Here is a 12,778-nt window from a genome sequence, read left to right on the forward strand (position 1 = left end):
AAAAGGTCTACCCCCTATGGAAACAAGTTCATTTGGCACACTCAATTATGTTGCCTTAATAGTTTACCTAGGTGCGATTATGGGAGTTGGTGTTTACTTCGCTAAACGCCAAAAATCAGCGGATGATTATTTTAAAGCTGGAGGCCGTATCCCCGGATGGGCCGCTGGTTTCAGTGTTTTCGCAACCACACTGAGCTCTATTACCTTTATGTCAATTCCTGCCAAAGCATACACAGATGACTGGACATTCTTAATTGGCCAATACATTGCAATAGCGATTCTACCCATCGTATTCTGGTTCTATATTCCTTTCTTTAGAAAGTTAAATTTAACCTCAGTTTACGAATATTTAGAACGTCGCTTTGATGTGAAGATGCGTCTATTTGGCAGTATCTCTTTTATGCTGTTCCATATAGGCCGAATCGCAATCGTTACCTATTTAACGGCGCTTGCTCTCATGCCGTTTATTGATATGAGTCCACTGACCATCGTATTCTTAATCGGTGTACTTTGTATCATTTATACCTTCTTAGGTGGCATCGAAGGCGTTATTTGGACGGACGTTATCCAAGGAATTATGCTCTCCGCTGCAGCCATCCTTATCTTCATCGTGATCTGCTTTAACGTCGATGGCGGTATCGGTGAAATCTTTAGCATGTCAGCACGAGAAAACAAATACTTCCCAGCCGAACAATTCCGCTGGAGCTGGACTGAAAGCACCATCCCGGTATTAATGATTGGCTTCTTCTTTGCGACGCTTCAGCAGTTCACCGCAAGCCAAGATGTTGTACAACGTTACATCGTGACGGACAACATCGAAGAGACGAAGAAAGCACTGATCACTAACGCCAAACTAGTCGCTTGTGTACCCGTATTCTTCTTCGCTGTCGGTGCTGGTTTGTACGCTTACTATAGCCAGAACCCACTCGAGCTCCCAGCAGATTTTAATACAGGTGGCATCTTACCTTTCTATGTGATTTCTCAAATGCCAGCAGGTATTGCAGGTTTGATCATTGCCGCTATTTTCGCAGCATCTCAATCAAGTATTTCGAGCAGCCTAAACAGTATTGCCGCTTGTTTTACTTCCGATATCTACGAAAAAATAAGTCACAACCCAACATCAGAACAAAAACTCAAGGTTGGACGCTTACTAACGGTTATCGCAGGTGTTCTGGGTGTCGTTGCCTCTACCTACCTAATACTGTCTAACGAGAGCGAAATTTGGGACGCGTTTAATAGCTTACTTGGCTTAATGGGTGGCCCAATGACAGGTCTATTCATGCTAGGCATATTCATTCGACGTGCCAACGCAACCAGTGCCTTACTTGGTGTTATTTCCAGCATCGCTGTGGTTCTCGCCGCTCGTTCGTTCACCGACCTGAATTTCTTCTTCTACGGTGTAATTGGAACCATTATGGTCGTGATTGTCGGCACGTTAACAGCGCCACTATTCAAAAGTTCGATCGACGATAGCACCAAAGATCGACTCACTGTCGGTTCAATTTCTAAAGCATAGATATTAATTAGGCGTTGAAACATCAGCGCTTAACCCAAAAATTGTTTGGAGTTCCAATTATGATTTATGGTCACATTCAACATCAGCAAGTTAACCAGTGCCTACCAAAAGCTATCTTACAGGCGCTCTCGTTCTTAAATAGTACCAACCTAGCAGCGCTTCCCAACGGCCGACACGATATTGACGGTGACATGATGTTTGCTAACGTCATGGCTTTTGAAACAGGGCTTTCGAATACTAAGCAAGCCGAAGTTCATAAAGACTACATTGATGTTCAGTGCTTAATTAGTGGTGAAGAAGTGATTCAATACTGCATCGAATCACCTAATAACCCCGCCGCCACAGAGTACGATAAAACGAATGACTTCTGCTTAGTTAGCAGCATGGAAAATGTTAATCAAATCACTCTTCAACCGAATATGTTTGCCGTATTTTTTCCTGGGGAACCGCACAAACCGGGTTGTTTCGTTGAGTCCCCCACTGCAATAAAAAAAGTGGTCGTTAAGGTCCATATAGACCTGATTTAATTTTGATGTAGGCCGCCACACAACCTTTCTTTTATCGGTAAGCGCAGCCTACTCAGCACCCAATCTTAACCTTCACTAAACACTTTGAAATAAAGGTGGGGGTTTTGATATCCAAAAATGCAAATAGGGACTGTTTTGCATAATGATGTATGGATATACCCTACAAACTGGTAATAATAAAAATGAAAAAGATAATCTTAGCTTTAGCACCTGTGGTACTTCTTCCGTTTGCAACGAATGCTGCACAAATCTATCAAGCTGACGATGGCTCAGTGCTGAACATGTATGGCCGTGTTCAGGGCGATTTTAAATATTATGATAAAGACAGCAACCCTGCTGACGATGGCGATAGCAAACTGAACGGTTCAGTAAGTGCGCGTATGGGCTTTAATGGTCGCCAAACAATCAATGATGATTTTACTCTTATGGGCCAAATGCAATACCAACTGGTTCAAAACGATGAGAACGACAATGTCGATTGGAAAGCTCGTTACGTCTGGGCTGGTATTGATATGAATGAAATGGGCCGCATTGAAACCGGTCGTGTGGTTTCTGGCGTAACCATGTTTTCAGACATTGGTGATATCTTCTCAACGGGTGGTGACCCAGTAGCGGGCTACCACGCAGGCGAAGTTGATTCGAGTGCAGCACTTATTTTCCGTCAAAACGGTACTTTTCAATACCGTAATGAGATTGGTGACCTAGCACTTTCTGCAGCGCTCATCACCAACAGCAATGTTGACATGGGCTACAACGCCGCTGCTCGCTATACCCTTGATATGGGCGATGCGGGCATACTGAAACCTGCAGCTATGTTCCAATACACTAAAGCGGATGATAAAGCAGCAGACGTCGAAGATTACCAAACTTGGGGCTTAGGGTCACAGTACTTCTTGGGTAACCTTTACCTTGGTGCTTCTTACAGCCAAGAGTCGATGGGTCTATCAAACAGCGGTAACAACGCCGATACCACGGGTTACGACCTTCGCGCTGCGTACGATTTTGGCAAGTGGGTAGTTCGTGCAGGTTACCGTTACCTAGAGCTCGATGAGTCAACAAGCACGGATGATGTGATTGAAGACGCAATCCAAACCGAAGTTCAATACCGTCTAACAAACCGCTCTTCGATTTTCCTAAACTACACTGATAATAAAGGTGGAAAATCTAATATTTCATCAACAGGCGCAAGTGTTTCTGGTAAGAAAGGTTCTGTGATCACAACGAGCCTGCGCTACGAATGGTAATGAGCACCACTATTTACCGTGCTTAAAGAGTTTGTCCACTCTAAGTAATAAAGTCCGAGGCTCACGGTACATATGATCACAAAGCCCCCGGCCCTTTCTCTGTACGGAAAAAGGTCGAGGGCTTTTTTAACAAGCTATACTTTTACTCTTGTAAATCTAATGCAATATCTTTCCATTTATTCACTTCCTTTCGAAAGTGCTTCCACTGTTTATCACTCATGCTTTGAGCAATCTCTACAATATGTTTTTCACTGACAGAGCGATTGTGCTCAATCATATCTACGAGCTGTGGCGTAAAATACGCATCAGATTCGAATAACAAACGTTGAAAATTAGGCTGAAAGTAACTGAGTTCTTCACGTCGATGAAGCACTGATTGCCATTTATCATGCATAGTTGTCTGGTAATCCATCCACTCATACGCCGATATCATAAAACCATTTCCCCAACGTTCAACCATGCCCTCTTGTTCCTTACTTAAGCGTCCTAGCCATGTTTCAACCTTGTCGCCAATACGCTCTTGATAGCGTTGATGAATATCCTCTTCGGATAGATCTTCATACTTGTCCCTGTACTCCTGATGTCGCTCTGAAATACTCGTTAGCAGCTGTTCTACTTGATCATCGGTCAATGTTTGAGTCAATGCATACAGATCTGGTGCCACACGTCTCAATAAGCGCTCTGAATGAAGTTCAATCTGCTTAAAATGAAAGGCGATACCTTCTTGAGTTACGCTGTCAGCTGTTATCGACAGTAGAGAATCGAGGTGATCAACATACAGTGGGAGCTCTTCGGCTCGATGCCAATCACTGAGTTGGTCAATTTGGAGAGATAATATGTCGTCTTGCTCACTGGTTAGATCAACAAAATCATCTACATATTGAAGAATAAACCAATCTATATTGCGATAGGCAAACTTGGTCCCACAACTGATTAACAATATGCAAACTAACACAATGAACGCTCTACGCATCGATGCTCTCCTTATTGAAAACCTTAGTTTTTATTACAATATAGCAAACCGAAAAGTTCCACTAAACTGTGCTCAATTTTGAGCCTTGTCACATTCATTTTTTAGAGTCATATCAACGTATTGTAAGCGTGTTTATAACCCTAATGAGACACTTTGATGAACAAATACGTACGTTACTCACTGCCCCTAACAATAGTTGGGCTTTGCTTATCAACTAATGCCCTAGCGGATGACCGTAATAAGTCTATAGAAGCTGGTGCGACTTTTATTGGCGATCAAACGCTAGCGACTTTTGGCTATAGTCACGAGCTTGGAAATAACATTGTAACTGGCGGCGGCTTTTCTATCGGTACTGATACGATTGATGGGCTAGAGGAGCCAAATGAACAAGATGCATGGGGCCTGCACGCCAACGTTGGTTACAAATTTGAAGTTGGTGAGTTTGATATCATCCCTAAAGTGGGGATTAACTACCTCAATGCTGATGTTAAATACAACGGTACTGACCCAGCTTCAAACGATTTTAATCTAGACAATGTTTACGCTTCTGTAGGCGGCACGGTTAACTGGCGCATGGTTGGGCTATCAGTAGACTACGGTAAACTTTCAGATACCTACAACCCAGGTACTGGTGACGTAAAATTTGACGAAGACGTGGTTCGAGTAACTGCAAGCTTTAACTTCTAAGGCTTCAACTATTGTCCATATAGTAGTGTTTTCCCTTTTCCTGTGCTGAGTCGATTGACTTAAATATTTGCACAATGGCTTTCGAATATTCGAAAGCCATTTTTTATGACTAGAACAAAAGAGTGACCAAACCTATTTCACCATCAAGCCTTACTCTCAACTTCAAGTAAGTGCTTTGATATCATTTTTTCAAGCTTTCCTACGATAGGGTGTTGATAGCAGGCTCGATGAAATTGCATACCGATATCAAACGTCATTGATTCACCATCTAGCGTTAACGGTATTTTCTTAACACCGTCAGGGATCACATCGTTACCAAGATTAAAGCAAACAAACACATAATCGATCACTTGAGTGCATTCAAGTGCTGAGTGTACAGATGCTACGGTAAGCTTCTGTTTTAATTCAACCCCAGTGACTCGGTGCATTCGTTCGTAATAAGAGTTGGCATCAAGCGAGCCCATAGAGACACGTACGGTATCAACATCTTTGAGGGTCGCTAATTCTATACTCTCATTCCCCGCCATAGCATGGTTCTCAGAAAGATAAGCGTACAAAGACATTGTACCCACTTTTCTTTCAACAAGGCGATCATTCAGCATATTAGGGTAGCCCGAAATGCCGATAGATAGGCTACCACTTTTAGGAAATTCCACGCCTTCTAACGACCAATCAACTATAGAGATCTTAGGTTGAAGCGAGTCTTTAGTGAGCCCCTTTAAAAGAGCAACGGTAAGTAATGAACTGAGTGGGTTTGCGACAAAAAACACATAATCAAGACTGGTATTGTCGCCTTCGAAACTCTGTGAAACTTGCTGTGCTTGCTCTAGTTGTTCTAAAGGCTCTTTAATAATGCCAATTAATTGGTTTGTAAACAGCGTCGGCTCGTAGATACCCTTGGTCGCCAAAAATAGCTCATTACCAAAAAGGTCTCGGCAATCAGATAAATGCCGATTAAACGTCGCTCGGCTAACCCCCAGTGTGTGACACACTTTCACCTGTGATTTTTGCTCGTAAAGAAGATCCAAAAAACGATACAAATTCAGGTCGATGGTATTTTTCACGCATCACCTCTGCAAAATTTAAACATCCATATACAACTCTAAGTTACTCGTCTAGTAGCCATAAGGCGAGAAAATCGTTTGTTATACGAAATATACGGGCTCAAGTGTGAGATTGATCAATATCAATAAGGAATTTCAAATTCCCATACGATGATGACTTATGTTTTTCGTCAAGTGTGATAGCCGTGAAAAAGTCCTACCTAACACTGTTAATAGCGTCATTAATTAGCCTAAACGTGAATGCTTATGAAAAGGCACCGTTCGTAGCTGGTGGTATGAGCTTTATTGAAGATATAGAAGTATTAACGGTTGAATTAGGTGCGGAAATTGCTCCTAATCTTAACTGGTCGTTTGGTGGAAGCTCTACACTCAGTGATTCATATTCATCCAACTTTGCTTCCATCTATCCAACAGAAGTAACAGCATGGGGATTACACACAGCGATCGGTTACGAGCTTTCACTGAATCCTACTGTAGCTATTACGCCAAGAGTTGGACTTAACTACAACAGTATTTCTATTCAGCAAACCGACCCTACAACACATGAAGTTCTATTAGAAGCAAGAAGCGATCACCTTTCTCCAACCGTTGGGTTAAAAGTTGATATTGGCCGAGTTGGTATTATTTCAGACGTTTATAAAACCGAGATGCCCCCACTTGATCAAAATGGTGAGGAGCTAGACGAAACAACAGTGCGTATCATGGCTGTATACAACTTTTAAGTTCACAGGGTTTTGGCTACATTCATCGCTAGTATTTCGTGAGCAGAGGAGTAAAATCAGCCCTCACTTCAATTCAGCGCTTGTTTTGGTTTATTTATGCCCGACTCAACAATACCTTGCTCAGAACTCTGTTTTACTCCGTTTATTGATTCAATAGAAGAAGTTGCTTTACCAGAGCGCTTTACCTTCCCTTTTTACTATCAGCCTCACCTTTTAAGTGAATTGGCAGCGAAGGCTCTTCAATCAAAGTTAGAGACACAAACTGATTGGGTACATAATTTTGGTCTAGATACTGACGTCAATACAGGCACCGGAAAGATGTTTGGGGTACTTGTTGTCAAAAATCAGCAAGGAGAACTTGGTTATCTAAGCGCCTTTTCAGGGAAAATTGCCGATCAAAACCTACTTCCAGGTTTTGTTCCGCCCGTTTTTGATATGTTGAGTAGCGACAGTTTTTTTCGCGGAGAATTAGCTGAAATAACGATAATTAATGACAACATCAAGCAGCGTCAATCAAACCCTAAAATAGCCGAACTAGAACTAGCGTTAAAGACAGCATCTGCCGACTTTGAGCAGAAAATTGAAAAGCATCGGCTAGCTACGATTGAAGCTCGCGCACAGAGAAAACAACAACGTACTCTACTTGATGATACTGATGAGCAGCAAAAACAAGCGCTAATACAGCTTAGCCGAGAAAGTGTAGCTGAAAAAAAACAACTAAAGCAGCTAAAAACCCAGCAAGGTGAGGTTCTCTTCAAGATCCAATCACAGCTTGCTCAGTTAACAGATGAAGTAAGCTCAATGCTTGAACAACGTAAAGCTATGTCTAACGCTTTACAGCACAAATTATTTGAGCAATACCAATTTCTAAATCAAGCGGGCATAGAGAAATCACTAAACGATATTTTTGAAGCAACAACGACGCCTATTCCACCAGCTGGCTCAGGTGAATGTGCAGCACCAAAGTTACTTCAATATGCGTTTCAGCATCAATTTGCACCCATCTGTTTAGCTGAGTTTTGGTGGGGAGTCTCTCCAAAGTCAGAGATTCGCCAACATAAGAAATACTACCCTTCGTGCCAAAGTAAGTGCTTACCTATATTAACTCACATGCTTGAAGGTATTGAGCTTGATGATAATCCACTATTGGAAAATCCAGCAGAAGGAAAGGAACTTGAGATTGTTTATCAAGATGATGCCATTGTTGTCGTTAACAAACCGGCAGATTTTCTCTCTGTACCGGGGAAAAACATCAGCGACTCAGCCTTCACACGATTGAGCGAACAATTTAATGATGTGGAAGGCCCATTTGTTCTCCACCGTCTTGATATGGCCACGTCAGGGTTACTGGTGTTTGCTTTAACTCGCCGCGCGAATAAGAGTCTGCAAAAACAGTTTATTACTCGAACCGTCAAGAAACGTTATGTCGCGCTAATTGACGGTAAGCTTGCCGAATCTGAAGGTGATGTGTCACTTCCTTTACGAGGGGATCTCTACGACAGACCGCGTCAATTAGTCTGTTTTGAGCATGGTAAATCAGCTGAAACACATTGGGATCTAATCGAAGTTACAAACGGCTACTCTAAGGTTTACCTTTACCCTAAAACAGGACGAACTCACCAACTAAGAGTCCACTGTGCTCATCATCAAGGTTTAAACATGTCCATTGTTGGAGACGGCCTATACGGCACTAAAGCTAATCGCCTTCACCTTCATGCTGAATCGCTTAGCTTTGAGCACCCTTACTCTAAAGAGCTAATGCACTTTCAAGTTGACGCTGACTTCTAATAGTCGTTCATCACCTCAATAGACCACCACCCAACCTATTTATTCAATCAAAAATAGGTTGGATCGAGCATTATAGGTACCTAGGAAATAGGATAGTAAAAGATGTCCCTCTACCCGGGGAGCTTTCACACTTGATTGTTCCCATCAAGACTTGCGTCACCAAGTTATAAACAATGTGTAAGCCTAGCCCACCCCCACCCTGACCTCGTTTGGTGGTGAAGAAAGGGTTGAAAACTTTAACCAAATCTTCCGATGAAATACCAGCACCATTGTCTTCATATGTAAGTTCAACGTCTTTATCTAGGCATTTAACTGTAATCGAGACTTCCCCTGATTGACTAGATATAAAACCATGAAGAAGTGAATTCATATAGAACGAATGGAAAATCTGTTTTATCACATTAGGATCAGTATAAATTGAAACCTCATCACCAGAAAAAGTAAAACTATGATTTCCAGTGTCATGGTTTATTCGAAGCTCATAGATCACATGCTGAATGTATTCTTTTAGCTCAAATTTTTCATGGGCATCGACCGAATTGATAACTGATACTTTTTTAAACGTTTTCACCAAGTTTGCCACTCGCTGTAAATTGAGAGAAATAATGGCAGTCCCTTGTTCTGCCGCAGCTAAAAAAGCTTCAACGTCCGACTCTTTTAACTTTCGTTTCTTGTATAGTTCTTCGAGATCGTTGACTTCACTTTGCAAAAAGGAGCTAGCGGTAACACCGATACCCAATGGTGTATTGATTTCGTGTGCGATACCAGCAACCAACTCTCCTAATGAGGCCATTTTCTCTGCCTCAACCAAATCAGATTGAAGCTCTTTGAGTTTCTCTAGTGATTCGGTTAATTGTTGATTAGCCGCTTGTCTATTCTTCATCTCTTGATTGGCAGCATGTAAGACCCTATTGTACTCTCTCGCTATTTGTCCCACCTCCGTATGTGGTTCTTCGTATACTCGTTCAGCGAAATTTCCCGTTTTTTCTTGAGCAACCATCGACGTTAATAGTTCAACGACCTCTGTCGTCGCATTGTGTTCAGAAGCGTTTAATCCTTGTAGTTCACTCTCCGCAGATACTCTTAGAGGAACGACTCTTTTGACAGCCAATAAAAATAGATAGGTAGCGCCAAACGCCCAACAGAAACAGACCAAAATACCAAGTGCCTGAACGCCTAACTGTTGATAGAACCCTAAGTCGTTCGCGATAAGTGTGGGATCACCAAATAAAGCCACACATAACGTTCCCCAAGCGCCTCCCACCCCATGAACAGGCACTGCATTCACCACGTCGTCTATTTTGTTTGATTCTAGAATTTTGACGCTGAGAAGATAAAGACAGCCTGCGATAAATCCTATTAAGACTGCATGGTGCAGATTGACCACATTACAGCACGCAGTAATAGCAACTAAGCCAGTTAATGCCCCATTTAATACATGGGGGACAAAGGGTTTTTCATTTTTACGCCAGGTAAATATTAACGGTGCTATTGCACCAAAACAGGCGGAAATATTCGTATTCAAAAATATTTGTGGGATGGCATCATTAAAGGCCAAGGTACTGCCTCCATTAAAGCCAAACCAGCCCACCCAAAGGATGATCGTGCCGACTGTAGCCAACGGGACATTATGACCTTCAATACGTGCTTTGATATTGGCAAAGCGGCCAATTCGTGGACCAATAATACAAACGGCAGCAAGTGACGACCACCCACCAATGGAGTGAACAACGCTAGCACCAGCAAAATCAACGAACCCTATGCGTTCAAGCAAGCCTAGTTCACCGCTAATATGTCCACCCCAAACCCAACTAGCAAATAAAGGATACACAAAACCAGCAATAAACCCTGCAATGACTAAATAACCCAAGAAAGTCGTACGCTCAGCGACCGCTCCAGACATAATCGTCGAGGCGGTTCCACAAAAAACCAATTGAAATAGGAAAAATGCAAGTAAGTAAGGGGAGGCATCTACACCACTAAAAAAATAGTAAGGCGTACTACTATTGCCATAGATGAGATGAAAACCGATGACTAAGAAAAGGGCTGACGATATACAGAAATCACAGAAATTTTTTGCAGAAACATTAATGCTATTTTTACTACGGACCGAACCCGTTTCTATACAACAAAAGCCCGCTTGCATGAACAAAACTGCAACAGTCGATAACATTATCCACATAAGATCAATTTGGCTACTGTCTACATTCACAAATCCTTCCACACATTAATAGTTAAGAATAAAGTGACACAATTAACATTATGCTGTGTTGAAATTTCAGTGTAGTACAGATCTAATGGCTTTGATTTCCTCCGATGACCTCTCAAATAAAGCGATGACGCTCCTGCTTCCTCATTGTGAAGCTGACATAAAAAAGCCCCTCATAAAGAGGGGCAAAGTTTCCATCGCTTATAGTTATAATATTTACACCAGTAAATATGGTTCGCTGTAATCGAGATTTGGCTAAAAATTAAATCTAGGTTAGCCAAAAACTCTCGATTAGAGCGTAAATCATCAGTCGGTAATTAACCAAAGTCACCGTTTACATAGCCTTTCGTACGATCATCTTTCGGGTCGCTGAAAATAACCTGAGTATCATTGTGCTCAACCAGTTCACCCATTAAGAAAAATGCTGTTCTATCAGAGATTCGACGTGCTTGCTGCATGGAGTGCGTCACGATGACGATGGTATAGTCTTTCTTAAGCTCTTCCATCAACTCTTCAATCTTGTGTGTCGCGATTGGATCAAGAGCTGAAGTCGGCTCATCCATTAAGATAACATCGGGCGCCATAGCGATAGTACGTGCAATACAAAGACGCTGCTGTTGTCCACCAGATAGACCAAAAGCGTGTGCTTTTAGACGATCTTTCACTTCATCCCATAGTGCTGCACCGCGTAATGAACGCTCTACCACTTCATCTAAATGCTTCTTGTCCTTAATGCCTTGAGCTCGTAGACCGTATGCAACGTTTTCGTAAATGCTCATAGGGAACGGGTTTGGTTTTTGGAATACCATTCCAACGCGAATACGAAGATCCGCCACATCAATATCACCGTAGATATCTTGGCCATCCATATCAAGGTTTCCTTTGATAGTGACGCCTTCAATCAGGTCATTCATACGGTTTAGGCAGCGAAGCAGTGTTGATTTACCACAGCCAGATGGGCCAATCAAAGCCGTCACTTGACGAGTAGGAATTGGTAGATTAATTGATTTCAGTGCTTGGTTTTCGCCGTAAAACAGGTCTAGGTTTTCAATATTAAATTTGTTCATTACATTATCTCTAAATTCGGTCTGGTCTATCATCTTATTTCAACTGTGATTTGGGCTTTCTTCTTAAGAAAGGGCAAATCTATCTCTTACTCTGTATGCAATTTTGTATGCGTTAGTAAGTAGCTGTGTTGAAACGACTAGCAATTAATTTGGTTACTGTGTTGATTAGAAGTACAACAACAATCAATACAGTTGCAGTGCCATAAGCTTGGTTCCATTCTTCAATGGTAAACAGCTCAGTAGTCAGTTTGTATAAGTGAACAGTTAATGTACGCCCTGAATCTAATAACGAGTCAGGAATACGCGCAACCATACCTGCAGTCATGAATACCGGGGCAGATTCACCAATAACACGACCAATACTTAGAATAACCGAAGTAACAATACCTGGCATTGCGCTTGGCAAAATCAAGCGCCAGACTGTATAAATTTTTGGAGCACCTAAAGCGTAAGAGCCTTCTCTGTACGTTTGTGGTACCGCCATTAACGCTTCTTCTGTCGTACGGATGATAACCGGAAGTATCAAGATACTTAGCGTTAATGCGCCCGATAGAATCGAGAAACCGAAGCCCATAATGACAACGAAGAACGTCATACCAAACAGACCAAAGATAATCGATGGTATACCAGCTAAAGACTCAGTACAGAAGCGAATCACCTTAACCAATTTACTGCCTACCTTGGCGTATTCAGTTAGGTAAATAGCCGTCATGATACCCAGTGGGGCAGCAACGGCAATCGATGCTATGACCATGTACAATGTCGACATAATCATTGGGAAGATACCTTGAGAATCGCCCGTACGACTATAATCGCCACTGATGAATGCCCAATCTACGTGTTGTAGGCCATTAGAAAGAATGTACCAAATAATCCAAAATAAAAATCCTACTGTCGCTGCTGCTGCTGCCCAAACGAAACCGCTAAGAATATTATCTTTGAACTGACGAGACTGCTTTAATTTAATTTGATTCATTGCCA

General features: G+C 42.1%; 11 protein-coding genes. 6 read left to right on the forward strand and 5 right to left on the reverse strand.

What is annotated here, in order from left to right:
• Positions 1-16: 16 nt before the first annotated feature.
• The 3 genes from L4D20_RS20655 (at position 17) to L4D20_RS20665 (ending at position 3,287) form a co-directional block, all read left to right on the forward strand.
• Entirely contained in the window at positions 17-1,516 is a 1,500-nt protein-coding gene (locus tag L4D20_RS20655; protein WP_428803480.1) for a sodium:solute symporter family protein, read from the forward strand.
• Between the two features lie 59 nt (positions 1,517-1,575).
• Positions 1,576-2,043: an N-acetylneuraminate anomerase gene (gene nanQ / locus L4D20_RS20660; RefSeq protein ID WP_428803481.1), complete on the forward strand. Its 468-nt coding sequence runs from the start codon at positions 1,576-1,578 to the stop codon at positions 2,041-2,043.
• Positions 2,044-2,225: 182 nt separating this feature from the next.
• The gene (locus L4D20_RS20665; protein ID WP_428803482.1) at positions 2,226-3,287 is read left to right on the forward strand and encodes a porin; all 1,062 of its coding nucleotides are present in this window, start codon (positions 2,226-2,228) and stop codon (positions 3,285-3,287) included.
• 142 nt (positions 3,288-3,429) lie between these two features.
• On the opposite strand, the gene L4D20_RS20670 is transcribed toward L4D20_RS20665, so the two are convergent.
• On the reverse strand, positions 3,430-4,260 hold the full coding sequence (locus tag L4D20_RS20670; protein WP_428803483.1) for a DUF6279 family lipoprotein: 831 nt from the start codon (positions 4,258-4,260) through the stop codon (positions 3,430-3,432).
• Positions 4,261-4,416: 156 nt separating this feature from the next.
• Between L4D20_RS20670 and L4D20_RS20675 the strand changes: the two genes are divergently transcribed.
• On the forward strand, positions 4,417-4,947 hold the full coding sequence (locus tag L4D20_RS20675; protein WP_428803484.1) for a hypothetical protein: 531 nt from the start codon (positions 4,417-4,419) through the stop codon (positions 4,945-4,947).
• A 143-nt stretch (positions 4,948-5,090) separates the two neighbouring features.
• On the opposite strand, the gene L4D20_RS20680 is transcribed toward L4D20_RS20675, so the two are convergent.
• Positions 5,091-6,011 carry a LysR family transcriptional regulator gene (locus L4D20_RS20680; RefSeq protein ID WP_428803485.1) on the reverse strand — a complete coding sequence of 307 codons (921 nt, stop codon included), beginning with the start codon at positions 6,009-6,011 and terminating at the stop codon, positions 5,091-5,093.
• Positions 6,012-6,196: 185 nt separating this feature from the next.
• On the opposite strand from L4D20_RS20680, the gene L4D20_RS20685 reads away from it, so the two are divergent.
• Together L4D20_RS20685 and L4D20_RS20690 are read left to right on the forward strand one after the other, a co-directional pair.
• Positions 6,197-6,733, forward strand: a complete 537-nt coding sequence (locus L4D20_RS20685) for an autotransporter (protein ID WP_428803486.1) — start codon at positions 6,197-6,199, stop codon at positions 6,731-6,733.
• A 96-nt stretch (positions 6,734-6,829) separates the two neighbouring features.
• Positions 6,830-8,521 (forward strand): RluA family pseudouridine synthase, encoded by a 1,692-nt coding sequence (locus tag L4D20_RS20690; protein ID WP_428803487.1) that lies wholly within the window; start codon positions 6,830-6,832, stop codon positions 8,519-8,521.
• A gap of 70 nt (positions 8,522-8,591) precedes the next feature.
• Here the strand turns inward: L4D20_RS20690 and amt are convergent, their stop codons facing one another.
• The 3 genes from amt to pstA form a co-directional block, all read right to left on the reverse strand.
• On the reverse strand, positions 8,592-10,733 hold the full coding sequence (amt, locus tag L4D20_RS20695) for an ammonium transporter (RefSeq protein WP_428803488.1): 2,142 nt from the start codon (positions 10,731-10,733) through the stop codon (positions 8,592-8,594).
• Positions 10,734-11,047: 314 nt separating this feature from the next.
• Positions 11,048-11,797, reverse strand: a complete 750-nt coding sequence (gene pstB / locus L4D20_RS20700; protein ID WP_428803489.1) for a phosphate ABC transporter ATP-binding protein PstB — start codon at positions 11,795-11,797, stop codon at positions 11,048-11,050.
• 112 nt (positions 11,798-11,909) lie between these two features.
• Entirely contained in the window at positions 11,910-12,773 is an 864-nt protein-coding gene (pstA, locus tag L4D20_RS20705) for a phosphate ABC transporter permease PstA (protein WP_428803490.1), read from the reverse strand.
• Positions 12,774-12,778: the final 5 nt, after the last annotated feature.

The organism is Vibrio kyushuensis (genome assembly GCF_050337325.1).
Classification (GTDB): domain Bacteria; phylum Pseudomonadota; class Gammaproteobacteria; order Enterobacterales; family Vibrionaceae; genus Vibrio; species Vibrio kyushuensis.